Genomic DNA, 23,422 nt, shown 5'->3' with positions numbered 1-23,422 from the left:
AGGCCGTGCAGCCGCTCGCGCAGCACCTCGGCCGCGAGCCGCGCGCGCGCCTCGGCCCGCGGGCCGGCGTACGAGATCTCGCCTTCGGCCAGCCAGCCGGTCTCGTGGCACACGTTCACCTTCAACTGCGCCGGTCGGGCATGGCCGCGCACGCCGTCGAGCCGTACACGGTCGGGGCCGAGCTGCCGCACCTGCGCCTGGCCGATGTCGGCCACGACGTCGGGCGTCAGGTAGGCGAAGGGGTCGTGCACCTCGTAGAGCAGCTGCTCCTTCACGGTGTGCTCGTCGATGCGCCCGCCGGTGCCGGCGGGCTTCGTGATGACGCAGCCGCCGTCGGCATCGATCTCGGCGATCGGGTAGCCGAGCGCCGCGAGGCCGGGCACGTCCTTGTAGCCCGGATCGGCGTAATAGCCGCCGCTGACCTGCGCGCCGCATTCGAGCAGGTGCCCGGCCATCGTCGCACCGGCGATGCGGTCCCAGTCGTCGCGCGCCCAGCCGAAGTGCGCAAGTGCCGGGCCGACGGTCAGCGACGGATCGGCGACCCGCCCGCAGACGACGATCTCGGCGCCGGCCAGCAGCGCATCGGCGATCGCCTCGGCGCCGAGGTAGGCGTTGGCCGCGACGATGTTCAGCGCGGCCGCCTGGGGCCCCAGCGCGTCGAGCAGCAGGCCGCGGTGCGCATCGCCGGCGAGGTCGTCGCCCGACACCACCGCGATGCGCGGCACGCGCACACCCAGCTCGCGCGCCAGCGCCGCGATGTGCCGCGCCGCGCCCTGCGGGTTGGCCGCGCCGAAGTTGCTGACGATGCGCAGGCCGCCGGCCAGGCAGCGCGCGAGCACCGGCCGCAGCAGGTCATCGAGCAGCGGCTCGTAGCCGCCCAGCGGATCGTCGCGGCGCGCCAGCTGCGCCAGCGCCAGCGTGCGCTCGGCCAGCGTCTCGAAGATCAGCACGCCGGGGCCGCCGGCGGCGAGCAGCACATCAACCACCGGGCCGGCCGCATCGGTGCGGTCGCCCGAGAAGCCGGCGGCGCAGCCGATGCGCAAGGGTTGTCGATTCATCGGGCCGACTGTAGGCAGCGGCGATTAATATGGGAATTCGCAATTTCGGATGAGTTGATCTGCAATGCAAATGAATGTCTCGACCCGGCAGTTGCGCGCCTTCGTGCTGCTGGCGGGGCAGCGCAACTTCACGCGGGCCGCGGCGGCGATGCACTTGTCGCAGCCGGCCTTCAGTGCACTGATCCGCCAGCTGGAGGAGGCGCTCGGGCTGCGGTTGTTCGACCGCAGCACGCGCTCGGTGGAGCTGACGGCCGAGGGCCGCGAGTTCGAGCTGTCGGCGCGGCGCGTGCTCGACGAGTTCGACAGCGCACTGGCCGGCGTGCGCGACCAGGCCGCGCGGCGGCGCGGGCGGGTCTCGATCGCGCTGCTGCCGTCGCTCGCGGCCGGCTGGCTGCCGCCGGTGCTGGCGGGGTTCCGCGCTGCCTGGCCGGGCATCGAGCTGCAGGTGGCCGACGTGCTGTCGGAGCCGTGCATCGAGCTCGTGCGCAGCGGGCATGCGGACTTCGCGCTCGCGGCCACGCGGGCCGAGACGCCCGAGCTGCGCGCCGAGCCGTTCTGCAGCGACGACTTCCACCTGGTGTGCCCGGCGCGCCATCCGCTGGCCCGCCTGGCCGAGGTGCGGCCGAAGGACGTGGCGGCCTGGCCCTTCATCCACCTGTCGCGCACATCGAGCGTGCGGCAGTACCTGGATGCGGCGACGCATCCGCAGGTGATGAACGCGGTGCTGGAGGTCGACCAGCTCGCCACCGTGATGGGCATGGTGCGCGCGGGGCTGGGCGTGAGCATCGTGCCGTGGCTGACGCTGTTCCACTTCAAGGCGCCCGGCGTGGTCACGCGGCCGCTGGCGTGGACCGGGCTGCAAAGGCAGCTCTACCTGGTGCGGCGGCGCGACCGCGGGCTGTCGGTGGCGGCGCAGGGCTTGTACGAGTGGGTGATGGCGCGGCCGCCGGAGGGGACGAAATCTGCAGCCGGTGGCAGCCGCGTCAGCCGCAAGAAGCCGACCCGCAGCCCGTGATCCCGCCCGCCGGCAGCGCCTGCGGCAGCCGCACCTCGCCGCTCACCGGGTCGTAGCCGACACCCCGCAGATGCAGCGCCAACGCCGCGTCCATCGTCTGCGCATGCGTCGGGAACCAGACGGCCAACTCATCGGCCATCTGGCGGATCATCGCCACCTGCCCGCGCGCCGCGCCTTCGCGCATCACCTCGAGCACCACGCGGTGCTGGGTCGCGTGGCAGTTGCCGGAGGCGAAGCCGGTGTCGCGCATCCAGCGGTCCTCCTGGTCGAAATGCCCTTGCGTGTGCTCGACGAGCGCATCCCAGGCAGTACGCACCGCCTCGTCATCGGCGGTCGCCACCTGCGCCAGCAGGTCGACGAACGCCTGGTGCGTGTGGTCCATTGCCTCCAGCCCGAGCGCGAGGCCGTCGGACCAGGCCAGGCGTGGCCGCGGCGGAGGAAGGGGGGCGGACAGCGATTGCGGATCGACGGCAAGGGCAGACATGGTGATGGGGCGGCAGGGCAGAGTCGAAAGCCCGATCCTGGGCCGCATCGGGCGGCGTGTCGTTGCGGCCGATCAAGTCAGAACGGGCCGCTCTCCAGCCAGCGTTCGATCTGCGGGCGCCGATCGTTGCCCCAGAACGGCTCGCCATCGAGCACGAAGAACGGGGCACCGAACACGCCGGCCGCGATTGCCGCGTCATTGACCTGGCGCAGGCGGTCCTTCCAGACCGGATCGGTCCAGACGCGCTCGGCCGCGCCGGCCTCGAAGCCGAGATCGGACGCCAGCCCGGCCAGTGCCGCGGCATCACCCAGGTCGACACCGCGCGTGAAGTACGCGCGCAGGCACAGCCGGGCCCAGGCCACGGCGCGCGCCGGATCGCTGTCGTGCAGGAACCAGAACACGCGCGAGGCGTTCTGCGTGGCGATCGGGAATTTCGCCGGCATCGCGAGCGGCACGCCGGCGAAGCGCGCCGAGCGTTCGAAGTCGTGCAGCGAGTACTCGCGCTTGACCGGGTGCGAGACGGGGCTCTTCAGCTCAGCGGCCTGGAACACCGCGCCGAGCATCACCGCCTTCCACGCGACGGTGCGGCCGTGGCGCGCCGCCAGGGCCTCGATCCATTCGGAGGCGATGTAGGAGTACGGGGATGAGAAGTCGAAGTAGAAGTCGATGGGGGTGTTCATGCCAGCGCCCGCCCGATCAGGATCTTCTGCACGTCGCTCGTGCCTTCGTAAATCTGGCACACCCGCACGTCGCGGTAGATGCGCTCGACCGGGAAATCGCTCACGTACCCATACCCGCCATGGATCTGGATCGCCTCGCTGCACACGCGCTCGGCCATCTCGCTCGCGAACAGCTTGCCCATCGCGGCCTCCTTCAGGCACGGCTGGCCGGCATCCTTCAGCCGCGCCGCATGGTGGATCAGCTGCCGCGCCGCCTCGATCTGCGTCGCCATCTCGGCCAGCCTGAACTGCAGCGCCTGGTGCTCGAAGATCGGCTTGCCGAACGCGACACGCTCCTTCGCGTAGCGCAGCGCCGCCTCGAAGGCCGCGCGCGCCATGCCCACCGCCTGCGAGCCGATGCCGATGCGCCCGCCCTCCAGCCCCGACAGCGCGATCTTCAGCCCCTGCCCTTCATCGCCCAGCCGGTTCGCCACCGGGATGCGGCAGTTCTCGAACAGGATCTGCGCGGTGTCGCTCGCATGCTGGCCCATCTTGTCCTCCAGCCGCGCCACGCTGTAGCCCGGCATCGAGGTCGGCACGATGAACGCGCTGATGCCCTTCTTGCCGGCCGCCTTGTCGGTGACCGCCATCACGATCGCCACGTCGCCGTGCTTGCCGCTGGTGATGAACTGCTTGACGCCGTTGAGCACGTAGTGCTCGCCGTCGCGCACCGCGCTCGTCTTCAGCCCGTCGGCCTGCGAGCCGACGTGCGGCTCGGTCAGGCAGAACGCGCCGAGCATCTCGCCGCGCGCGAGCGGCTTCAGCCACAGCGCCTTCTGCGCCTCGTCGCCCCACGCCATCAGGATCGAGCACACCGGGCAGTTGTTGACGCTGACGATGGTCGACGTGGCACCGTCGCCGGCCGCGATCTCCTCGAGGATCAGCGACAGGCTCAGGTAGTCGAGCCCGGCACCGTCCCACTCGGTGGGCACCGCCACGCCGTAGCAGCCGAGCTCGGCCAGCCCGCGCAGTTCGTCCTTCGGGAAATGGTGCTCCTTGTCCCAGCGGGCAGCCTGCGGGGCGATGCGGTCCTGCACGTAGGCGCGCACGGCGTCCTGCACCGCGCGGTGGTCTTCGGTCAGCATGGGTCGTCTCCTCGATTCTTCGTTCAGCCTCACCAGGCCAGCGGCTGGTGGTCGTGGTTCAGGAAGCTGCCGTTCTCCGACGGTTGCAGCGCGGCCAGCGTGCGCCGCATGTCGGCCACGCTCTGCTCGACGCTGATGTCGGCCGACGAACCGCCCATGTCGGTGCGCACCCAGCCCGGGTGGAAGGCGACGCAGGTCGCGCGGCCGGCAAGCGTGAACGACATGTCCTTCAGCACCGAGTTGAGCGCGGCCTTCGACGCGCGGTACAGCCAGCTGCTGCCCGAACTGCGCAGCCCGATCGAGCCCATGCGCGACGACAGCACCGCGAGCTTCGCGCCGGGCGCGAGCGATTCCATCACCTGCGGCAGGATGCGCATCGCGCCGAGCACGTTGGTGTGCATCACCGCATCGAAGTCGGCCTCGCTCGGCGTCTGCGGCGCCGCCAGCTGCGGCCCGAGCACGCCGGCATTGACGACGACGACGTCGAAGGCCTGCCCGTCGATGCGCCAGGCGAGACCCGAGGCGCTGGCGGTGTCGGTCACGTCGAGCGCGAAGGCCTCGGCGCCGAGCTGCTGCAGGCGGGCGATGCCGGCCTCGTCGCGCGCGGTCGCAGTGACGCGCGCGCCGGCCTCGCGGTACTGGCGGACGAACTCGAGGCCGATGCCGCGCGAAGCGCCGATGATGAGGATGTTCATGGGGTCGTGAGTGTCTCCAGCTGCAGGGCGTTCGGCAATGCCGCGCCCGCCGCCGTGTTGTCGAAGATGCACCAGCGCTCGGCGTGCGCCGGCAGTTGCGCGAGGACCTGCGCACGCTCGCGCAGCCATGCCTCGTCGTAGGCCGACCAGTAGGTCCGCGGCGAGCCGTGCCAGCGGAAGTAGAAGACGGCCGGGCGCCGCGCCGTCGACGCTCCGGCCCACCCGCCGGGGTGCTCCGAATGCGGCCACTTCGCGGGGTCCACGGCCGCGCGCGCCACCTCGCAGCGCGCCAGCAGTTGGTCGGCCTGAGACGTGAACCAGCTGCGGTGCCGGGGCTCGCAGACGACGGCGCCGTCGAAGGCCTCGCCCAACCGCCCGAAGAAGCGCCCCGCCACGTCGGCATCGAACGCGAGCCCCGGCGGCAGCTGCACCAATGCAACGGCCCACTTGGGGCCCAGCCCACCGGCCTCGTCGACGAACTGCGCGAGCAGCTCGTCGGCATCCGCCATCCGGCATTCGTGCGTGATGCGCTTCGGCAGCTTCACCGCGAAGCGGAAGTGCTCGGGCGTGCTGTCGGCCCACCGCGCATAGGTCTGCGTGCGGTGGCCGCGGTAGAACGACGAATTGATCTCCACGCAGTTCATCCGCATCGCATAGCGCTCGAGGTGCGTCCCGTCGCCGGGCAGCGCCGCGGCATTCGCGGCGGAAATCGCCCACCCCGCCGTGCCGATGCGCACCGGCGGCGCGAGCGACGACCGCCGCGTGCCCGTCAAACCAGCTCCACCGCCATTGCCGTCGCCTCGCCGCCACCGATGCACAGCGCGGCCACGCCGCGCTTCAGACCGCGCTTGCGCAGCGCGCCCAGCAGCGTGACGACGATGCGCGCACCGCTGGCGCCGATCGGGTGGCCCAGCGCGCACGCGCCGCCGTGCACATTGACGATCTCGTGCGGCAGCTTGAACTCGTGCATCGCCGCCATCGTCACCGCGGCGAAGGCCTCGTTGACCTCCCACAGGTCGACCTCCTTCGCGGCCCAGCCGGTCTTCTTCAGCACCTTCTCGATCGCGCCGATCGGCGCCGTGGTGAACCAGTTCGGCGCCTGCGCATGCACCGCGTGCGCATGGATGCGCGCAAGCACCTGGCTGCCCAGACGCTTCGCGGTGCTCTCGCGCATCAGCACCAGCGCCGCGGCGCCGTCGGAGATGCTCGACGCATTCGCCGCGGTGATCGTGCCGTCCTTCTTGAACGCCGGCTTCAGCGTCGGGATCTTGTCGAGCTTGGCCTTGAACGGCTGCTCGTCGAACTTCACGACCGTGTCGCCCGCCTTGCCGGCGACCGTCACCGGCGCGATCTCCCAGTCGAAGCTGCCGTCTTCGTTGGCCTGCTTGCTGCGCTGCGTCGAAGCGATCGCGAACGCATCCTGCGCCTCGCGGGTGAACTGGTACTTGGCCACGCACTCCTCGGCGAACACGCCCATCGCGCGGCCGCGGTCATAGGCATCCTCCAGCCCGTCGATCGCCATGTGGTCGAACATCTGGGCCGCCCCGTAGCGCACGCCCTTGCGCGCGAACATCAGGTGCGGCGCGTTCGTCATGCTCTCCATCCCGCCGGCCACCATCACGTCGACGCTCTCGGCCTTCAGCATGTCGTGCGCGAACATCATCGCGCGCATGCCCGAGCCGCACATCTTCGACAGCGTCACCGCCCCGGCCGATTGCGGCAGCCCGGCCCCGAGCGCCGCCTGGCGCGCCGGCGCCTGGCCCTGGCCGGCCATCAGGCAGTTGCCCATCAGCACCTCGTTGACGGCGTCGCCGGTGATGCCGGCGCGCTCGACCGCGGCCTTGATCGCGATCGCGCCCAGCTGGTGGCCGGCCAGCGCGCTGAAATCACCCAGCAGGCCGCCGATGGGCGTGCGGGCGGCGGACACGATGACGATGCGATCAGACATGAGGGTCTCCTTCAGGGTGTGGTGAACAGGTTCTACGCTTCGCGGCGATCTCTCGCAATGCATCCAGCAGCCGGTCGACCTCGGCCTCGGTGTGCGCCGCCGACAAGGTGATGCGCAGCCGCGCGCTGCCCGCCGGCACCGTCGGCGGCCGGATCGCCGGCACCCACAGGCCGCGCTCGCGCAGGCCCGCGGCCATCGCCAGCGCCTCGGCATTGCCGCCGAGGATCAGCGGCTGCACGGGCGTCGGCGACGGCGGGTTCTCCCACGGCAGCTCGGCCAGCCCGGCGCGCAGCCGCCGCACCAGCGCCAGCACATGCGCGCGCCGCTGCGGCTCGCGCTGCATCACGCGCAGGCTCTCGCGCAGCACCTCGCACTGCATCGCCGGCATCGCGGTCGCGAAGATGTAGCTGCGGGTGCGCTGCAGCAGCCAGTCGATCAGCGTCGCGTCGCCGGCGACGAACGCGCCGGCCACGCCGGCCGCCTTGCCGAGCGTCGCCATGTAGACGAGTCGCTTCGAGCGCAACCCGAAATGTGCCGCGGTGCCGCGCCCGTCGGGGCCGAGCACGCCGAAGCCGTGCGCATCGTCGATCAGCAGCCAGGCGTCGTGGCGCTCGCACAGCGACAGCAGCCCGGGCAGCGGCGCGAGGTCGCCATCCATGCTGAACACCGCATCGGTGACCACCAGCTTGCGCTCGGCGGTCGACGCGGCGAGCCGCCCGGCCAGCGCCTCCAGGTCGCCGTGCGGGTACACGCCGATCTGCGCGCCCGACAGCCGCGCGCCATCGATCAGGCAGGCGTGGTTCAGCGCGTCGCAGAACAGCGCATCGCCTCGCCCCACCAGCGCCGGCAGCAGGCCGACGTTGGCCGCGAAGCCGGCGTAGAAGCTCAGCGCCGCCGGCAGGCCGACGAACGCGGCGAGTTCGCGCTCCAGCGCGTCGTGCGCCTCGGTGTGGCCGCAGACCAGCGGCGAGGCGGTCGCGCCGACGCCCCACTGCCGAGCCGCGCGCTGCGCCGCGGCGATCAGGTCCGGGTGCTGCGCCAGGCCCAGGTAGTCGTTGCTGCAGAACGCGAGCAGCGCTTCGCCGTCGACCACCATGCGCGGGCCGTCGACCTGCTGCACGACACGGCGGCGCCGGCGCAGGCTGGCGCCGTCCAGCGCGTCGAGCTGCGCGGTCATCTCGCCGAGGTCGAAGGCATTCATCGCGCGGTCCAGTGGGGCAGCATGTCCTGCGCGGTCGCGTGCGGCTGGTGCGGCAGCTCCGCCCACAGCGGCGCGTCGATGCGCTCGCGCAGCGTCGCGATGTTCTCGTCGGCCGCGCGCATCGCCGGGTCGATGCGGTTCGCGACCCAGCCGGCCAGGCGCAGCCCGCGCGCGCGGATCGCCTCCTGCGTCAGCAAGGCGTGGTTCAGGCAGCCCAGTCGCAGGCCCACCACCAGCAGCACCGGCAGGTCGAGTGCCTGCGCGAGGTCGGCACCGGTCTGCGTGTCGTTCAGCGGCACCAGGAAGCCGCCGGCGCCTTCGACGACGACCGCGTCGGCCAGCGCGGCCAGGTCGCGGTAGCGCCGGCCGAGCTCGCAGATGTCGATCTGCACGCCGGCGGCGCGCGCCGCCAGGTGCGGCGACAGCGGCAGCGGCAGGCAGTACGGGTTGTCCAGCTCGCGCGGGACCGCGACGGTGGCGGCGGCGCGCAGCGCAAGCACGTCTTCGTTGTCGTCGCCGTGCGGCGTCGCGATCGTGCCGGCGGCCACCGGTTTCATGCCGACGACGCGCTTGTGGCGGCGGCGCAGGTCGAGCATCAGCGTGCTCGCGACCAGGGTCTTGCCGACGCCGGTGTCGGTGCCGGTGACGAAATAGCCTTCGACGTTCATTCCAGGGTCTCCTGCAGTGCGGCCAGCGCACCGCTTGCCAGCTGCGCGCACGCCGCCTCGTCGATCACGTACGGCGGCATGAAGTACAGCGTGCTGCCGATCGGCCGCAGCATCAGGCCGTGGCGCAGCGCGGCCGCGTGGTAGCGGCGCGCGAACAGCGGATCCGCGCTGTCGATGTCGAACGCCCACACCATGCCGAGCCGGCGGCTGCGCAGCACCGCCGGGTGCGCGCGCAACGGCTCGCACAGCGCGTCGAGCGCCGCGGCCGTTGTCGCGTTGTGCGCCATCCAGTCGCGCTGGCCGAAGATCTCCAGCGTCGCGAGCGCAGCACGGCAGGCCAGCGGGTTGCCGGTGTACGAATGCGAATGCAGGAAGCCGCGCGCCGTGCTGTCGTCGTAGAACGACGCGAACACCTCGTCGCTGGCCAGCACCGTCGACAACGCCATCGTGCCGCCGGTCAGCCCCTTCGACAGGCACAGCAGGTCGGGCCGGATGCCGGCCTGCTGGTGCGCGAACAGGCTGCCGGTGCGGCCGAAGCCGACCGCGATCTCGTCGCACACCAGGTGCACCTCGTAGCGGTCGCACAGCGCGCGCAGCTCGCGCAGCCAGGCCGGGTCGTGCATCGCCATGCCGGCGGCGCACTGGATCAGCGGCTCGACGATCACCGCGGCGATCTCGTCGTGCCGCGATTCGAGCACCGCCTGCAGCGCCTGCGCACAGCGGCGGGCCACGTCGGCCGCCGTCTCGCCCGGCAGCGCGCCGCGCGCATCGGGGCTGGGCACCGTCGCGCTCAGGCGCACCAGCGGGCCGTAGGCATCGCGGAACAACGGGATGTCGGTGACCGACAGCGCGCCCACCGTCTCGCCGTGGTAGCCGCCCTCGATGCCGACGAATTTGTTCTTGCCGGGCCGGCCGCGGTTGCGCCAGTGGTGGGCGCTCATCTTCAGCGCGATCTCGGTGGCGGCCGCGCCGTCGCTGGCGTAGAACGCATGGCCCAGGCCGGTGAGCTCGGCCAGCCGCTCCGACAGCGCCACCACCGGCTCGTGCGTGCAGCCCGCCAGCATCACGTGGCACAGCGTGTCGAGCTGCGCATGCAGCGCCGCGCGCAGGTGCGGATGCCCGTGGCCGAACAGGTTGACCCACCACGAACTGATGCCGTCGAGATAGCGCCGGCCGGCCGGATCGATCAGCCACACGCCCTCGGCGCCGGCCACTTCGAGCAGCGGCTGCGTCTCGTGCTGCTTCATCTGGCTGCAGGGGTGCCACACCGCGGCGCGGCTGCGTTCATTCAGGGTCATCATGTCGAGCCTTGCTGCGCCGCGCGCAGCCGTCGTTGGTTCTTGAAGCGCCGCGCCGGGTCGTACGGGAACACGTCGTGCACATGCCCGGCCTGGATGCGCTCCTTGCGACGCTGCCAGAAATCGGCATCCAGCAGGTCGGCATGGTGTTTCATGAACACCTCGCGCACGCCCGGGTGGCCGAGCAGGAACGGCCCGAAGGTCTCGGGAAACACGTCGCGCGGCCCGACCCGGTACCAGACCTCGCCGGAGAGTTCTTCCTCCTCGGTGCGCGCGGCCGGCACGCGGCGGAAGTTGCAGTCGCTCAGGTACTCGATCTCGTCGTAGTCGTAGAACACCACCTTGCCGTTGCGCGTGACGCCGAAGTTCTTCCACAGCATGTCGCCGGGAAAGATGTTCGCGGCAACCAGGTCCTTGATCGCGTTGCCGTACTCGACCACCGCGTGCTCCACCTGCTCGGGCGTCGCCTCCTGCAGGTAGATGTTGAGCGGGATCATCCGGCGCTCGATGTAGACGTGGCGGATCACCAGGTCGTCACCGTCCTGCTCGAGCAGGCTGCCGCAGAAGTGCTTCAGCTCGGCCACCAGCTCGTCGTCGAAGCGCACCCGCGGGAAGGCCACGTTGCTGTACTCCAGCGTGTCGGCCATGCGCCCGACGCGGTCGTGCTGCTTCACGAGCAGGTACTTGCTCTTGATCAGCTCGCGCGTGGTTTCCTTCTGCGGCGGGTAGAAATCCTTGATCACCTTGAACACGTACGGGAACGACGGCAGGTCGAACACCAGCATCACCATGCCCTTGATGCCGGGCGCGATGCGGAACGTGTCGCTGCTGTGGCGCAGGTGCGCGAGCAGGTCGCGGTAGAAGATGTTCTTGCCCTGCTTCTGCAGGCCGAGCGCGCTGTACAGCTCCGAGCGCGGCTTGCGCGGCATCAGCGAACGCAGGAACTGCACATACGCCGACGGGATCTCCATGTCGACCAGGAAGTACGCACGCGCGAAGCTGAACAGCATCAGCAGGTCGTCCTCGCTGAGCAGCACGGTGTCGATCGTGAGCCCCTTGCCGCCGGCGCTGTGCAGGATCGGCAGCGCGAACGGCGTCTCGCGGAAGCCGTTGATCACCTTGCCGACCGCGTAGGCGCCCTTGTTGCGGAAGAACAGCGAGCTCAGCACCTGGATCTGGAAGTTCGCGCGCGGCCGGAAATCGCCCATCTGCGCGGTGACGGCGGCCAGCACGTGGTCGATGTCGCGATCGAGATCCTCGAACTCGCAGGCCAGCTGGAAGTTGTGCACCACGCGCAGCCAGGTCTCGCGCAGCGTCTCGCGCGTCGGGTAGTAGGCGCGGTAGGTCGGCTGCGATGCCGGTTCGTCGTTCTCGATGTACTCGGTCGACACGGCCGGGCGCACGAAGATGAAGTCGTTGTTGAAGTAGCTGCGGTGCAGGATCTTCGTCGTCACCGAGTTGAAGAAGGTCTCGGCGAGCTCGGGCTGGTGGTGGTTGGTCAGCAGGCCGATGTAGTGCAGCTTGGCTTCCTGCCAGGCCTCGGACGACAGGCTCGCGGCATCGAACTCGGTCTGCAGCCGTTCGACGGCCTCGTCGACGCGCACGTCGTAGAACTCGATGCGCTCGCGCTGCGCGCGCTGCTGGCCGTGCCAGTCGGCGCTCTCGAAGCGCTGCTTGGCGCCGGCGCTGGCCGCGCGGAACAACCGATAGTGGCGGTTGAAGCCGTCGAGCATCGCCTGTGCGATGCCGAACGCGCGCGCGTCGGTGAGGGCCTGCGGGAACATGCGCCGCCGCGGTTCAGCCGACCGCCCCCATCGAGGCATAGCGCGACTGCAGCCCGGCCAGCGCGTCGTCGTACGCCGTGCCGACCTGCTCCGGGCCGGCGATGGTGATCTTCATGTCCTGCAGCAGGCCGTTGTACAGGCCGTAGAACCAGCCGTGGATGACCAGCTCCTGGCCGCGCCGCCAGGCCTCCTCGACCACCGTGGTGTGGCAGACGTTGCGCGCCTGCTCGATCACGTTCAGCTCGCACAGCGCATCGACGCGGCGCGATTCCTGCACGGTGTCGAGCCAGGCCTGGTGCTTGTTGCGCACGTCCTTGACGTGGCTGATCCAGTTGTCGGCCAGGCCGACGCGCCGGTCGTGCAGCGCCGCCGCCACGCCGCCGCAGCCGGAATGGCCGACCACGATGATGTGCTTGACCTTCAGCATGTCGGTGGCGAACTGGATCACCGACAGGGCGTTCAGGTCGGAGTGCACCACCACGTTGGCGACGTTGCGGTGCACGAACAGCTCGCCCGGCGCCAGGTCGACCAGCTCGTTGGCCGGCACGCGGCTGTCGGCGCAGCCGATCCACAGGTACTGCGGCGCCTGCTGCTTCAGCAGGCCGGTGAAGAAGCCCGGCGTGCGTGCTTCGGTGCGCTGCGCCCACAGGCGGTTGCTGTCCAGGAGTTCTTGCAGGTCGGTCGTCATGATGTTGCAGTGCAGCGAAGACGCGGCAGTGTAAGCAGTTGCGGATTTGCTCTCGCCCTCTCAGGCCAGCAGCCGGGTGATGAGGGGCGCGGGCTCGCCGTCGATCCAGCGGTGGGCGCGCTTGCCCTCGACCGAGGCGACGGCTTCGACGAGACGGCCTTGCGCATCCAGGCGCACCGCCGCACTGTCGTCGCAGGCCAGGCACTCGCCGGCATGGTCGCGCGCGACCTGCTCGACGAGCGGCCGGCGCCACGATTCGCCGTCGTAGTGCGGGCAGAAGCTGCCGGCCGCGAAGCCGAGGCCCGGCTTCACGCCGCCGCCGGGCACGCTGTCGGTGACGTAGCGGTCGAACCAGCAGTTCGCGCCGGCACTGATGCCGGCCAGCACGCCGCCGGCATCGAGCAGGTCGGCGAAGGCGGCCGCCAGGTCGTAGAGCTGCCACACCGCGAGCATCGCCGGCGTGTTGCCGCCGCCGACGTAGACGACGTCGCTCGCGAGCACCTCGGCGCGCAGGTCGAGCCCGCGGTCGAACTGGAACAGCGGCAGGTGGCGGGCCTCGCAGTCGAGCTTCGCGAAGGCCTTGTAGAAGYGCAGCAGGTAGTCGGGGCTGTCGCCGCTGGCGGTGCCGACGAAGCTCACGCGCGGGCGGGGCCGGCGGGCGAGCGAGAGGATCCAGGTGTCGAGGCGGGGGTTGTCCGGCTCCATCGAGAAGCCGCCCCCGCCCAACGCGACGATGTGCCCTGTCATGCCCACGCTCCCGCGGGGCATGCAGGCCCCGTCGTCAGTTGAGGATCTTGCCGTTCGCGCCGAACATCGCGAAGTTCACGTAGTGCGAACCCGGCTTGTCGTTGACGCTGAAGTCGAGCGTGTAGCCGCCGACGTCGATCGCGCTGGCGGCATTCAGCGCCGCGGTGACGCCAGCCGGCGTCAGCGAGTTCGTGGTCTCCAGCACCTTCACCAGCGCCTTCGCGGCGATGAAGCCCTCGATCGAGCGGGCCGACAGGTCCGGGTTGTTCGAGGCCGCCTTCAGCTGCATGTACTCGCGCACCACCGCCAGGTTGCTCTGCTGCAGCAGCGGCAGCACCACCGAGAACGCGTAGCCGCGTGCACGCTCCGGGCCGAGCGCCTTCAGCAGTGCATCGGTGTCGATGATCGACATGCCGTACAGGATGCCCTGGCCGCCCCTGGCGGCGTACTGCTTGACGAACTCGATGCCGGCCGCGGTGGTCGCGCCGAGGAACACCACCTGCACCTTCGAGTCGATGATGTCGGCAACCGACTTCTCGACCTGCACCGTGTTGCGCGGATAGCCGCTCGTCACCGCCAGCTCGATGCCGTGCGTCTGCGCCGCCGCCTGCGCACCGGCCAGCACATCCTTGCCCAGGCCGTCGTCCTGGTAGACCAGGCCCACGCGCTTCACGCCGACGTGCGACAGCTGGTCGAACAGGCGGCCCACCTCGTCGTGGTAGCTCGCCTTCACGATGTGCATGCCCGGCGCCTTGACGACCGTGGCCGCACCCGACACCGCGCCCACCAGCGAGGTCTTGGTCTGCGTGTAGACGCCGTCCTTGGCCAGCGCCTCGAGGTTGGCCGTGCCCACCGTGCTGATCATCGCGACCGGCGCTTCGGCGGCGATCAGTTCGCGCGTCAGGCGCACGCTGTCCTCGGGCTTCTGCGCGTCGTCGCGCGTCACCAGCTTGATCGGCCGGCCGCGCACGCCGCCCTTCAGGTTCACCGCGTCGAAGTAGAGCTTCGCGCCGGCGTTCATCGCCTTGCCGGTCACGGCCTGCGGGCCGGTGAACGGCGCAACCTGGCCGATCACGATCGGCTCGGCGGCCAGCGCCGCGAACGGGGCAGCCAGCGTGGCGGCCAGCAGGCCGGTAACGGCCAGCGCATGCAGACGGAAGCGCTGCACAGCGGAAGTCGGTTTGGTAGACATCAGATGTTCCGGTATGGCGCGAACGGCGCCGTATGGACAGCATCTTAGAAAGACAGACAGGGATATCCCTACTCATTTCGCGATTCAATTGCAAGCCGATGTGAACTGGTGCGCGAAGTTTTTTCTTGCCTTTTTGGCGGCGCGCGATATTCGCCCGAACCTGTCAAACAGCCGTCAGGAAACGGGCTCGAATCGGCGCGCCGCAGCATATTCACATCGTCTCGGCGAACAACTCGCGACCGATCAGCATGCGCCGGATCTCCGAGGTGCCCGCGCCGATTTCGTAGAGCTTCGCGTCACGCCAGAGACGACCGAGCGGGTACTCGTTGATGTAGCCGTTGCCGCCGAAGACCTGGATGCCTTCGCCGGCCATCCAGGTGGCCTTCTCGGCGCACCACAGGATCACGCTCGCGCAATCCTTGCGCACCTGGCGCACATGCTCGACGCCGAGCGAATCGAGGTTCTTGCCGACCGTGTAGCAGAAGGCGCGTGCCGCCTGCAGCACGGTGTACATGTCGGCGACCTTGCCCTGGATCAGCTGGAACTCGCCGATGCTCTGGCCGAACTGCTTGCGGTCGTGGATGTACGGCACCACGTTGTCCATCACCGCCTGCATGATGCCGATCGGCCCGGCCGCGAGCACCGCGCGCTCGTAGTCGAGCCCGCTCATCAGCACCTTGGCGCCGCCGTTCAGGCTGCCCAGCACGTTGGCGGCCGGCACCTCGACGTTCTGGAACACCATCTCGCCGGTGTGCGAGCCGCGCATGCCGAGCTTGTCGAGCTTCTGCGCGGTGCTGAACCCCTTCATGCCCTTCTCGACGATGAAGGCGGTGACGCCGCGGGCGCCCAGCTCGGGTTCGGTCTTCGCATAGACCACCATCGTGTCGGCATCGGGGCCGTTGGTGATCCACATCTTGGTGCCGTTCAGCAGGTAGTGGCCGCCTTTGTCCTCAGCCTTCAGCTTCATGCTGATCACGTCGGAGCCGGCGCCCGGCTCGCTCATCGCGAGCGCACCGACGTGCTCGCCGCTGATCAGCTTCGGCAGGTACTTGCGCTTCTGCGCCTCGCTGCCGTTGCGCTTGATCTGGTTCACGCACAGGTTGCTGTGCGCGCCGTAGCTCAGCCCGACGCTGGCCGACGCCCGGCTGATCTCCTCCATCGCGATCATGTGGGCGAGGTAGCCCATGTTGGCGCCGCCGTATTCCTCGCTGACGGTGACGCCGAGCACGCCGAGCTCGCCCATCTTGCGCCACAGGTCCATCGGGAACTGGTCGCTGCGGTCGATCCCGGCGGCGCGCGGGGCGATCTCGGCCTCGGCGAAGGCGCGCACGCTGTCGCGCAGCGCGTCGATGTCTTCGCCGAGCTGGAAGTCGAGTCCGGGCAGGTTCATGGGGTGTCTCCGTCAGTTTCTGGGATGAATCGTGTCAGGGCGAATTCAGCAGGCGCTTCGCCTCTTTCTCGTGCGTGCGCACCTCGTCGAGCGTGACGTGCAGGTCGGCCATCTGCTGCTCCAGCTGCTGGCGGTGCATCGCCAGCACGGTGAGGAATTTCTTCAGCTGGGCCTGCGTGTCGCGCGGCGACTCGTACATGTCGACCAGCTCCTTCACCTCGGACAGCGTCAGCCCGAGCCGCTTGCCGCGCAGCGTCAGTTTCAGCCGGGTGCGGTCGCGCGCGGTGTAGATGCGGTTGCGCCCGGCACGCTGCGGCGACAGCAGCCCGCAGTCCTCGTAGAAGCGGATCGCCCGCGTCGTCAGGTCGAATTCGCGGGCGAGTTCGCTGATCGTGTAGGTGATTCCCGGGGTGGACGAGGTGGCGGACACCTCGGCGACAGCAGCGTGCGGCATGAAAACCTAGAATCGGCTGATTGACGTATACGTAAAGTGTAGCCGCCCCATGACATCACCGACCAAGCCGATGAACGAGCTCGAGCGACAGCTGCAGTACCCGCTGGGCGAGAACCTGCCCGAGGCGGGCCGGACGCTGGAGGTGGCGCCCGGCGTGCGCTGGCTGCGCATGCAGCTGCCCTTCGCGCTGGACCACATCAACCTCTGGCTGCTGCGCGACGAGATCGAGGGCCGCGCCGGCTGGACGATCGTCGACTGCGGCATCACCAACGACGCGACGAAGGCGGCCTGGGAGCAGGTGTTCGAGACCGAGCTGCAGGGCCTGCCGGTGCTGCGCGTGATCGTGACCCACATGCACCCGGACCACATGGGGCTGGCGCACTGGCTGACCGAGCGCTGGAACGTGCGGCTGTGGATCAGCGCGACCGACTACAACGCGGCGCGGCTGGCCAGCACCTCCACCACCGGCTTCGGCGGCGAGGCGGCGGCGAAGTTCATGGCCGGCCACGGGCTGACCGATCCGGAGGCCGTGGCCAGGATCAAGGCGCGCAGCAACTACTACGCGACGATGGTGCCGCAGGTGCCGGCCGCGTTCCGCCGGCTGCTCGACGGCATGGTGCTGACGATCGGCGGGCACGGCTGGCAGTGCATCTCCGGCTACGGGCATGCGCCGGAGCACATGTCGCTGCACTGCGCCGGGCTCGGCGTGCTGATCTCGGGCGACATGCTGCTGCCGCGCATCTCGACCAACGTCAGCGTGATCGACCTGGAGCCGGAGGCCGATCCGCTGCCGCTGTACCTGGCGTCGATCCAGCGCTACGCGTCATTGCCGGCCGACACGCTGGTGCTGCCGTCGCACGGCCGGCCGTTCCGCGGCATGCACACGCGGATCCAGCAGTTGGTGACGCACCACGACGATCGCTTCGCTGACGTGATGAAGGCGTGCGCCGAGGCGCCGCAGAGCGCGGCCGATCTGCTCACGGTGCTGTTCACCCGCAAGCTCGACCTGCACCAGACGACGTTCGCGATGGGCGAATCGATCGCGCACCTGCATGCGCTGTGGCTGGCGGGGAAGCTCGTGCGCTCGGTGGATGCTGACGGGGTGTATCGCTTCGCGTGCCTCTGACCGAACGGATAGATGGCCTACGAGCGATACCCTCGAAACACATCCCGCAACGCCGGCACCGCCTTCGCCACCGGTTGCGACAGGCTGCGCTCGATCTCGTTCAGGTGCCGCCGCATCTCGGTCGACGCGCCCGCGCCGGCGCCCTTCGCGATCACCTGCAGCAGTTGCTGGTGGCTGTGTGCGACGCACATCGGCTCGCCGGGCGACTTGTAGAGCGCCATCAGCAGCGAGGTGGTCGGCAGCAGCTCCTCGAGCAGCCGCACGAAGATCGGGTTGCCGCTCATGCGCGCGAGCTTCAGGTGGAACTCGCCCGACAGCCGGATCGCCTCCTGCTTGTTCTGCGACTTCGTCGCCCGCGCCTCGGCCTCGACCAGCTGGCGCAGCTCGGCCAGCTGCTCGGCACTCAGCTTGCCGGCCAGCCGCCGCGCCACCTCGCACTCCACCACCCGCCGTGCATCGAACACATGCTCGCCATCGCGCCGCGTCGGTTCGGGCACCTGCGCGCCGCGGTTCGGCCGCAGCACGATCACGCCGTCCTGCGCGAGCTTGTGCAGCGCCTGGCGCACCAGCGTGCGCGAGACCTCGAAGGTCTGCGCCAGCTCCTCCTCGCGCAGCCGCGAACCGGGCGCGAGGCGGTGGTCGATCACCGCCGCATAGATCGCCTCATAGACCCGATCGGCACCCCCGGTCGCCGCGGACGCTTCGGCCATCGTCAGGCGCCGCGCCGCTTGCCGAGGAACTTCACCAGCGCCAGCGTGCATCCCATCACCGCGAACGACACCACCGTCGTCACCGTGCCGAGCGCGTAGATGGCCGGCGTGGTGACGGTGCTGGTCAGCCCCTGCAGCTCCAGCGGCAGCGTGTTGACGTCGCCGATCGCCTGCGAGGTGCGCGCGATCTCGTCCCAGCTCAGCGTGAAGCCGAACATGCCGACCCCCACCAGGCTCGGCGCGATCAGCGGCAGCACCACGTGGCGGAAGCTCTGCCACGGCGTGGCACCCAGGTCGGCCGCCGCTTCCTCGAAGGCCGGATTGAAGCGGTTGAAGACGGCCAGCATGATCAGCAGCCCGAACGGCAGCGTCCACGTCATGTGCGCGCCGAGCGCCGAGGTGTACAGCCCCATCGCGGTGCCGTAGCCCTCGAGCAGGCCGCTCGCGCCGACGCTCTCCAGCACGCCCTTGAACGCGGTGTCGATCAGCCGGAACTGCAGCCCGATGCCGAGCGAGACCACGATCGACGGCATGATCAGGCTCGCGACCGAGGTGTAGAACAGCACGCCCGAGCCGGCGAACTTCTTGCGGAACGCGAGGCCGGCACCGAGCGACAGCAGCACCGTCAGCAGCATCACGACACTGCCCAGCGCCACCGAGCGCCGGAACGCGGCCGCAATGTCGACGACGCCCATGCCCTCCCACAGCTTCGCGAACCAGTGCAGCGAGGCGCCGCGCATCGGGAACGTGAGCCCGCCTTCGGGGCCCTGGAAGCTGAGCACGAAGATCGTGATCATCGGGCCGTAGAGGAACAGCACGAACGCGCCGAACACCGCGGCGAGGGCGTAGAAGCTGCGCGGGCGCTTGTCGGCGTGCATCAGAGTTGCTTCCGGATGTCGACGAGCCGGGTCAGGCCCCAGATCATCATCAGCACCACCGCCAGCAGGATCACCGCATTGGCCGCGGCCATCGGGAACTGYAGGTACGAGGTCTGCACCTGGATGATCTTGCCGACCGAGGCGATCTGCTGGCCGCCCATCACGCCGATCGTCACGAAGTCGCCCATCACGATGGTGATGACGAAGATCGAGCCGATGATGATGCCGGTGCGGCTCAGCGGCACGACGACGTTCCACACCGTCTGCCAGCCGCTCGCGCCGGAATCGCGTGCCGCCTCGATCAGCGCGCGGTCGATGCGCATCATCGAGTTGAAGATCGGCACGATCATGAACATCGTGTAGAGGTGCACGAAGGCGAGCACCACCGAGAAATCGCTGAACAGCAGCCACTCGATCGGCGAATCGATCACGTTGATCGCCTGCAGCCCCTGGTTGATCAGCCCGTTGCGCCCGAGCAGCGGCACCCACGAGATCATGCGGATCACGTTGGAGGTCCAGAACGGGACGGTGCACAGGATGAACAGCAGCGTCTGCGCGCCGACCGAGCGCACGTGGAACGCGAGGAAATACGCCACCGCGAAGCCGATCAGCAGCGTGACGAGCCAGACGAGGAAGCAGAACTTCAGCGTCGACAGGTAGGTGCGGACCGTGGTCTCGTTGAAGACGTCGAGGTAGTTCTGCCAGGTGAAGGCCGGGATCAGCTCGTAGTCGGTGGCGCGCCAGAAGCTCACCGTCACCACCAGCAGCAGCGGCAGCACCAGGAACAGCAGGAACACCATGGCGAATGGTGTGGCCTGCAACCACGCTGGCAGACGAGTGGGCTTCATGGGATCAAGCAACGCCCCGGGATCCGGCTTTGCCGGGCCCAGGGGTGGCGCCCCTTGGGGGCAGGAGCGAAGCGACTGGGGGGCTCATGCAGCTACGAACTCATTCCACTTCTGAACCATGTACGCGTTCTCGTCCATGATCGCGTTCCAGCAGGCGATGCCGCCCATGCGCGTCTCGTAGCTGCCGCCGTCGCGCACGCTGCCCGCCTTGGCCAGCAGGTCGCCGTTGGGCGACTTGATGTCCTGCGCGGCCGCCTTGCCTTCCATCCAGTAGGCCCATTCGTAGGCTTCCATCTTGGCCTTCGCGGTCTCCAGCACCGCGCTGTAGTAGCCCTGGCGGTTCAGGTACGCGCCGGCCCAGCCGTCGAGGAACCAGTTGATGAATTCGTAGACCGCGTCGGCCTTCTTGCCGCTCACCGTCTTCGGCACGCCGAAGCCGGCGGCCCACGCGCGGTAGCCCTCCTTCAGCGGCTGGAAGGTGCAGGCGATGCCCTTGGTGCGCACCGCGGTGACGGCCGGCGACCACATCGACTGGATCACGACCTCGCCCGAGGCCATCAGGTTCACGCTCTCGTTGAAATCCTTCCACAGCGCGCGGAACTGGCCGGCCTTCTTCGCCTCGATCAGGGTCTTGATCGTCAGGTCGATTTCCTTCTTCGTCATGTTCCCCTTGTCGGGGTACTTGTAGAGGCCCGCCGCCTCCACCACCATCGCCGCGTCCATGATGCCGATCGACGGGATGTTCAGGATCGCGGCCTTGCCCTTGAACTCGGGGTTCAGCAGTTCCTTCCAGCTCTCGATGGGGCGCTTGATCAGGTCGGGCCGGATGCCCAGCGTGTCGGCGTTGTAGACGGTCGGGATCAGCGTCATGAACTGCGTCGGCTCCTTCGCGAAGTCCTTCGCGGTGGGGGATGCGACGTACATCACCTTCTTCGGCGCGGTGCCCTGGTCACCGACCTTCTTGCCGCCGACTTCGCCCTTGGTGAACAGCGTCGTGATCTTGTCGGCGTTCTTGATGCGCTTGGTGTCGATGCCCAGCAGGTTGCCGGTCGGCAGGATCTTCTTCAGCGAGAAGTACTCGGTGTCGATCAGGTCGAACGAGTTCGGCGCGGTGACGGCGCGCTTGGTCACGTCGTCGGTGGTGACCGGGATGTACTGGATCTCGATGCCGGTGTCGGCCTTGAACTTGTCGGCGATGGCCTTGTCCTGGTTCACCGCGGTGCCCAGGTAGCGCAGCGTGATCTTCTCCTGCGCATGCACGAACGGGAAGGCCAGCGTGCCGCCGGCGGCGGCCGCGCCCTTCAGCAGCGTGCGGCGGCCGAGCTTGGGTGTGGCCGGTGTAGCGGACGGATCGTTGTGGTCGGACATGGAAGGCTCCTCGGGGTGTTTGTGGGAACGGAAAGGATTCAAGCCAGCGCATGCGCCTCGTGCGCGGCCCAACTGACGTAGACGGTGTCGCCGGGCGCGAACGGCGCGGCGTCGAAGCTGGCGTCGGAGACGGTGGCCGTCCAGTGCGCATCGGCCGCCTCGCCGTGCGGCGCGAGGCTGACCTGCACGTACGTGCCCTGGTACTCGACGGCGCGCACCGCGGCGGCGTGGCCTTCGGTGTCGGCATGGTGCTGCAGCCGCATGCGGTCGGAGCGCACCGCGATGCGGCCGGCCGGCGACGCGATCACGTTGTGCGCGCCCATGAAGCGTGCGACGAACTCGCTGCGCGGCGCGTTGAACACCTCGCGCGGCGAGCCGGTCTGCTCGATGCGGCCCTGGTTCATCACGACCACCTGGTCGGCCAGCGCCATCGCCTCTTCCTGAGAGTGCGTCACGTGCACGAAGGTGAAGCCGAGCTCCTGCTGCCAGCGCTTCAGCTCGGCGCGCATCTGCACGCGCAGGAACGGATCGAGCGCCGACAGCGGCTCGTCGAGCAGCAGCACGCGCGGCTCGGTCATCAGCGCGCGCGCCAGCGCCACGCGCTGCTGCTGGCCGCCGGAGAGTTCGCTCGGCAGGCGAGCGAGGTAGGGCGTCATCGCGACCAGCGCGAGCAGTTCGCGCGCCCGCGCATGGCGCTCGGCGGGCGGCTTGCCGCGCATCTTCCAGCTGAAGGCGACGTTGTCGAGCACGCTCAGGTGCGGGAACAACGCGTAGCTCTGGAACATCATCGCGGTGCCGCGGTCGGCGGCGGCGCTGTAGGTGATGTACTTGCCGCCGAGCAGGATCTGCCCGTCGCTCGCGAGCTCGTGGCCGGCGATCATGCGCAGCGTCGAGGTCTTGCCGCAGCCCGAGGGCCCCAGCAGGCAGCAGTAGCTGCCGGAGGGAATCGTCAGGTCGATGCCGTCGACGGCGACCGTGTCGCCGTAACGCTTGACCAGCGAGGTGAGCACCAGGGACGAGTCGGGCTTCATGGTCGCCCATGTATGCAAAGCATGTGCCAGATGACGCTCCCCCCGAAGCGCCTTCGGCGCCTCCCCCCAGGGGGCGCCACCAGCGGCCCGGCAGAGCCGGTTCCGCGGCGGCTGCTTGGCCGATCCAGCACTGCGGCTTGCACCAAGTGCGCAAGTTGGCCTCTGGCATCGCCCGATTTTGGGGCGACGGCACGCCTTGGAACGGGCGCACGACTTGCTCAGCTGATGGCGATACCCGGGCCCGCTTTGTATACAAAGCAGCCCACAGACCCGAGGAGCCGACGATGAAGATCCGCCTGATCAACCCCAACACCAGCGCGTCGATGACCGCCAAGATCGGCGAGGCCGCGCGCGCGGTCGCCGCGCCCGGCACCGTGATCGACGCGGTGCAACCGAGCTTTGGCGCACCGTCGATCGAGGGGCACCATGACGACGTGTGGGCCGCCGCCGGCGTGGCCGAACAGGTGCGCGCGGGCGAGGTGCTGGGCGCCGATGCGCACGTCATCGCGTGCTTCGGCGACCCCGGCCTGCATGCGGCGCGCGAGCTGGCACGCGGGCCGGTGATCGGCATCGCGGAGGCGGCGTTCCATTGCGCGTCGCTCGTGGCCACCGGCTTCTCGGTCGTCACGACGCTCACGCGCACCTGCGTGATCGCCGAGCACCTGGTGCTGCAGTACGGCTTCGAGCGCCGCTGCCGCGGCATCCACGGCACCGACATCGCGGTGCTGGAACTCGACGACCCGGCGAGCGACGCCTATGCACGCATCCTCGCGAGCGCCCGGCAGGCGCTGGAGCGCGACCGCTCCGGCGCGATCGTGCTGGGCTGCGCCGGCATGGCCGACCTGTGTGCGCGGCTGCAGGCCGAGCTCGGCGTGCCGGTGGTCGACGGCGTCGCGGCGGCCGTCAAGCTGGCCGAGGGGCTGGTCGCGATCGGGCTCGGGACGAGCAAGCGCGGGGACTATGCGGCGCCGCTGCGCAAGGCGTATGTGGGGTTGGCAGCGCCCTATTCACCGTAGCCCGGATGCGAATCCGGGA

General features: G+C 69.5%; 24 protein-coding genes. 3 read left to right on the top strand and 21 right to left on the bottom strand.

Translation table 11 applies throughout. From position 1 onward, the window contains the following. Positions 1–1,058: acyclic terpene utilization AtuA family protein (locus AC1D1T_RS00470; RefSeq protein ID WP_477991210.1), on the bottom strand; the 1,058-nt coding region annotated here is incomplete at its 3' end. A 70-nt stretch (positions 1,059–1,128) separates the two neighbouring features. Between AC1D1T_RS00470 and AC1D1T_RS00465 the strand changes: the two genes are divergently transcribed. Next, positions 1,129–2,073: a LysR family transcriptional regulator gene (locus AC1D1T_RS00465; RefSeq protein ID WP_477827746.1), complete on the top strand. Its 945-nt coding sequence runs from the start codon at positions 1,129–1,131 to the stop codon at positions 2,071–2,073. On the opposite strand, the gene AC1D1T_RS00460 is transcribed toward AC1D1T_RS00465, so the two are convergent. The 15 genes from AC1D1T_RS00460 to AC1D1T_RS00390 form a co-directional block, all read right to left on the bottom strand. Continuing rightward, positions 2,042–2,557, bottom strand: a complete 516-nt coding sequence (locus AC1D1T_RS00460) for a hemerythrin domain-containing protein (RefSeq protein ID WP_477827745.1) — start codon at positions 2,555–2,557, stop codon at positions 2,042–2,044. The genes AC1D1T_RS00465 and AC1D1T_RS00460 overlap by 32 nt on opposite strands. A 77-nt stretch (positions 2,558–2,634) precedes the next feature. Then, positions 2,635–3,237, bottom strand: coding sequence for a 2-hydroxychromene-2-carboxylate isomerase (locus tag AC1D1T_RS00455; RefSeq protein WP_477827744.1), 603 nt, complete (start codon positions 3,235–3,237; stop codon positions 2,635–2,637). Then, complete coding sequence (locus tag AC1D1T_RS00450) at positions 3,234–4,361, bottom strand: acyl-CoA dehydrogenase family protein (protein WP_477991206.1); 1,128 nt, start codon at positions 4,359–4,361, stop codon at positions 3,234–3,236. The genes AC1D1T_RS00455 and AC1D1T_RS00450 overlap by 4 nt, the downstream gene beginning before the upstream one ends. Before the next feature lie 29 nt (positions 4,362–4,390). Next, positions 4,391–5,056: an SDR family oxidoreductase gene (locus AC1D1T_RS00445; RefSeq protein WP_477826451.1), complete on the bottom strand. Its 666-nt coding sequence runs from the start codon at positions 5,054–5,056 to the stop codon at positions 4,391–4,393. Further along, on the bottom strand, positions 5,053–5,829 hold the full coding sequence (locus AC1D1T_RS00440) for a DUF72 domain-containing protein (RefSeq protein WP_477841768.1): 777 nt from the start codon (positions 5,827–5,829) through the stop codon (positions 5,053–5,055). Before AC1D1T_RS00440 ends, AC1D1T_RS00445 begins: the two co-directional genes overlap by 4 nt. Beyond that, a complete protein-coding gene (locus tag AC1D1T_RS00435; protein ID WP_477826453.1) occupies positions 5,826–7,004 on the bottom strand; it encodes an acetyl-CoA C-acyltransferase in 1,179 nt (392 codons plus the stop codon). Before AC1D1T_RS00435 ends, AC1D1T_RS00440 begins: the two co-directional genes overlap by 4 nt. Next, the gene (gene bioF / locus AC1D1T_RS00430; protein WP_477991204.1) at positions 6,997–8,205 is read right to left on the bottom strand and encodes an 8-amino-7-oxononanoate synthase; all 1,209 of its coding nucleotides are present in this window, start codon (positions 8,203–8,205) and stop codon (positions 6,997–6,999) included. Before bioF ends, AC1D1T_RS00435 begins: the two co-directional genes overlap by 8 nt. After that, positions 8,202–8,873 (bottom strand): dethiobiotin synthase, encoded by a 672-nt coding sequence (gene bioD / locus AC1D1T_RS00425; protein WP_047506838.1) that lies wholly within the window; start codon positions 8,871–8,873, stop codon positions 8,202–8,204. Before bioD ends, bioF begins: the two co-directional genes overlap by 4 nt. Then, positions 8,870–10,171 carry an adenosylmethionine--8-amino-7-oxononanoate transaminase gene (bioA, locus tag AC1D1T_RS00420; RefSeq protein WP_477843772.1) on the bottom strand — a complete coding sequence of 434 codons (1,302 nt, stop codon included), beginning with the start codon at positions 10,169–10,171 and terminating at the stop codon, positions 8,870–8,872. Before bioA ends, bioD begins: the two co-directional genes overlap by 4 nt. Continuing rightward, the gene (gene aceK / locus AC1D1T_RS00415) at positions 10,171–11,955 is read right to left on the bottom strand and encodes a bifunctional isocitrate dehydrogenase kinase/phosphatase (protein WP_465112752.1); all 1,785 of its coding nucleotides are present in this window, start codon (positions 11,953–11,955) and stop codon (positions 10,171–10,173) included. The genes bioA and aceK overlap by 1 nt, the downstream gene beginning before the upstream one ends. 13 nt (positions 11,956–11,968) lie before the next feature. Continuing rightward, positions 11,969–12,643, bottom strand: coding sequence for a carbonate dehydratase (gene can / locus AC1D1T_RS00410; RefSeq protein ID WP_465112753.1), 675 nt, complete (start codon positions 12,641–12,643; stop codon positions 11,969–11,971). A 60-nt stretch (positions 12,644–12,703) separates the two neighbouring features. Continuing rightward, entirely contained in the window at positions 12,704–13,390 is a 687-nt protein-coding gene (locus tag AC1D1T_RS00405; RefSeq protein WP_477991202.1) for a Type 1 glutamine amidotransferase-like domain-containing protein, read from the bottom strand. Positions 13,391–13,424: 34 nt separating this feature from the next. Then, positions 13,425–14,582, bottom strand: a complete 1,158-nt coding sequence (locus AC1D1T_RS00400; protein ID WP_477991200.1) for an ABC transporter substrate-binding protein — start codon at positions 14,580–14,582, stop codon at positions 13,425–13,427. A 211-nt stretch (positions 14,583–14,793) separates the two neighbouring features. Continuing rightward, positions 14,794–15,972: an isovaleryl-CoA dehydrogenase gene (locus AC1D1T_RS00395; RefSeq protein WP_477991198.1), complete on the bottom strand. Its 1,179-nt coding sequence runs from the start codon at positions 15,970–15,972 to the stop codon at positions 14,794–14,796. Between the two features lie 34 nt (positions 15,973–16,006). Then, on the bottom strand, positions 16,007–16,426 hold the full coding sequence (locus tag AC1D1T_RS00390; RefSeq protein WP_477829215.1) for a MerR family transcriptional regulator: 420 nt from the start codon (positions 16,424–16,426) through the stop codon (positions 16,007–16,009). Between the two features lie 70 nt (positions 16,427–16,496). Here AC1D1T_RS00390 and AC1D1T_RS00385 point away from each other — a divergent pair, with 70 nt between their 5' ends. Beyond that, positions 16,497–17,552, top strand: a complete 1,056-nt coding sequence (locus tag AC1D1T_RS00385) for an MBL fold metallo-hydrolase (RefSeq protein WP_477838400.1) — start codon at positions 16,497–16,499, stop codon at positions 17,550–17,552. Between the two features lie 17 nt (positions 17,553–17,569). Here the strand turns inward: AC1D1T_RS00385 and AC1D1T_RS00380 are convergent, their stop codons facing one another. From AC1D1T_RS00380 to AC1D1T_RS00360, 5 genes are all read right to left on the bottom strand, one after another. Beyond that, positions 17,570–18,262, bottom strand: coding sequence for a GntR family transcriptional regulator (locus AC1D1T_RS00380; protein WP_477838399.1), 693 nt, complete (start codon positions 18,260–18,262; stop codon positions 17,570–17,572). A 2-nt stretch (positions 18,263–18,264) separates the two neighbouring features. After that, positions 18,265–19,140, bottom strand: coding sequence for an ABC transporter permease (locus AC1D1T_RS00375; RefSeq protein WP_047506816.1), 876 nt, complete (start codon positions 19,138–19,140; stop codon positions 18,265–18,267). Next, entirely contained in the window at positions 19,140–19,988 is an 849-nt protein-coding gene (locus AC1D1T_RS00370; RefSeq protein ID WP_465112759.1) for an ABC transporter permease, read from the bottom strand. The genes AC1D1T_RS00375 and AC1D1T_RS00370 overlap by 1 nt, the downstream gene beginning before the upstream one ends. 84 nt (positions 19,989–20,072) lie before the next feature. Next, positions 20,073–21,356 (bottom strand): ABC transporter substrate-binding protein, encoded by a 1,284-nt coding sequence (locus AC1D1T_RS00365; protein ID WP_477825377.1) that lies wholly within the window; start codon positions 21,354–21,356, stop codon positions 20,073–20,075. Between the two features lie 38 nt (positions 21,357–21,394). Beyond that, positions 21,395–22,387 carry an ABC transporter ATP-binding protein gene (locus AC1D1T_RS00360; protein ID WP_477825376.1) on the bottom strand — a complete coding sequence of 331 codons (993 nt, stop codon included), beginning with the start codon at positions 22,385–22,387 and terminating at the stop codon, positions 21,395–21,397. A 284-nt stretch (positions 22,388–22,671) separates the two neighbouring features. Between AC1D1T_RS00360 and AC1D1T_RS00355 the strand changes: the two genes are divergently transcribed. Further along, positions 22,672–23,403: an aspartate/glutamate racemase family protein gene (locus tag AC1D1T_RS00355; protein ID WP_477825375.1), complete on the top strand. Its 732-nt coding sequence runs from the start codon at positions 22,672–22,674 to the stop codon at positions 23,401–23,403. Positions 23,404–23,422 lie beyond the last annotated feature (19 nt).

This window comes from Rhizobacter sp. P2_H3, from assembly GCF_056403355.1.
Note: the sequence above shows the minus strand (reverse complement) of the source record. Positions and strands in the feature narration are given on the sequence as shown.

Excerpts from the sequence above, each read along its gene's own strand:
- AC1D1T_RS00460 (WP_477827745.1), bottom strand. The coding sequence starts at position 2,557 with ATGTCTGCCCTTGCCGTCGATCCGCAATCGCTGTCCGCCCCCCTTCCT.
- AC1D1T_RS00455 (WP_477827744.1), bottom strand. The coding sequence starts at position 3,237 with ATGAACACCCCCATCGACTTCTACTTCGACTTCTCATCCCCGTACTCC.
- AC1D1T_RS00385 (WP_477838400.1), top strand. The coding sequence starts at position 16,497 with ATGAACGAGCTCGAGCGACAGCTGCAGTACCCGCTGGGCGAGAACCTG.
- AC1D1T_RS00465 (WP_477827746.1), top strand. The coding sequence starts at position 1,129 with ATGAATGTCTCGACCCGGCAGTTGCGCGCCTTCGTGCTGCTGGCGGGG.
- AC1D1T_RS00380 (WP_477838399.1), bottom strand. The coding sequence starts at position 18,262 with ATGGCCGAAGCGTCCGCGGCGACCGGGGGTGCCGATCGGGTCTATGAG.
- AC1D1T_RS00445 (WP_477826451.1), bottom strand. The coding sequence starts at position 5,056 with ATGAACATCCTCATCATCGGCGCTTCGCGCGGCATCGGCCTCGAGTTC.
- AC1D1T_RS00400 (WP_477991200.1), bottom strand. The coding sequence starts at position 14,582 with ATGTCTACCAAACCGACTTCCGCTGTGCAGCGCTTCCGTCTGCATGCG.
- AC1D1T_RS00390 (WP_477829215.1), bottom strand. The coding sequence starts at position 16,426 with ATGCCGCACGCTGCTGTCGCCGAGGTGTCCGCCACCTCGTCCACCCCG.
- AC1D1T_RS00355 (WP_477825375.1), top strand. The coding sequence starts at position 22,672 with ATGAAGATCCGCCTGATCAACCCCAACACCAGCGCGTCGATGACCGCC.
- AC1D1T_RS00395 (WP_477991198.1), bottom strand. The coding sequence starts at position 15,972 with ATGAACCTGCCCGGACTCGACTTCCAGCTCGGCGAAGACATCGACGCG.
- AC1D1T_RS00365 (WP_477825377.1), bottom strand. The coding sequence starts at position 21,356 with ATGTCCGACCACAACGATCCGTCCGCTACACCGGCCACACCCAAGCTC.
- aceK (WP_465112752.1), bottom strand. The coding sequence starts at position 11,955 with ATGTTCCCGCAGGCCCTCACCGACGCGCGCGCGTTCGGCATCGCACAG.
- bioF (WP_477991204.1), bottom strand. The coding sequence starts at position 8,205 with ATGAATGCCTTCGACCTCGGCGAGATGACCGCGCAGCTCGACGCGCTG.
- can (WP_465112753.1), bottom strand. The coding sequence starts at position 12,643 with ATGACGACCGACCTGCAAGAACTCCTGGACAGCAACCGCCTGTGGGCG.
- AC1D1T_RS00360 (WP_477825376.1), bottom strand. The coding sequence starts at position 22,387 with ATGAAGCCCGACTCGTCCCTGGTGCTCACCTCGCTGGTCAAGCGTTAC.
- bioA (WP_477843772.1), bottom strand. The coding sequence starts at position 10,171 with ATGACCCTGAATGAACGCAGCCGCGCCGCGGTGTGGCACCCCTGCAGC.
- bioD (WP_047506838.1), bottom strand. The coding sequence starts at position 8,873 with ATGAACGTCGAAGGCTATTTCGTCACCGGCACCGACACCGGCGTCGGC.
- AC1D1T_RS00435 (WP_477826453.1), bottom strand. The coding sequence starts at position 7,004 with ATGTCTGATCGCATCGTCATCGTGTCCGCCGCCCGCACGCCCATCGGC.
- AC1D1T_RS00375 (WP_047506816.1), bottom strand. The coding sequence starts at position 19,140 with ATGCACGCCGACAAGCGCCCGCGCAGCTTCTACGCCCTCGCCGCGGTG.
- AC1D1T_RS00450 (WP_477991206.1), bottom strand. The coding sequence starts at position 4,361 with ATGCTGACCGAAGACCACCGCGCGGTGCAGGACGCCGTGCGCGCCTAC.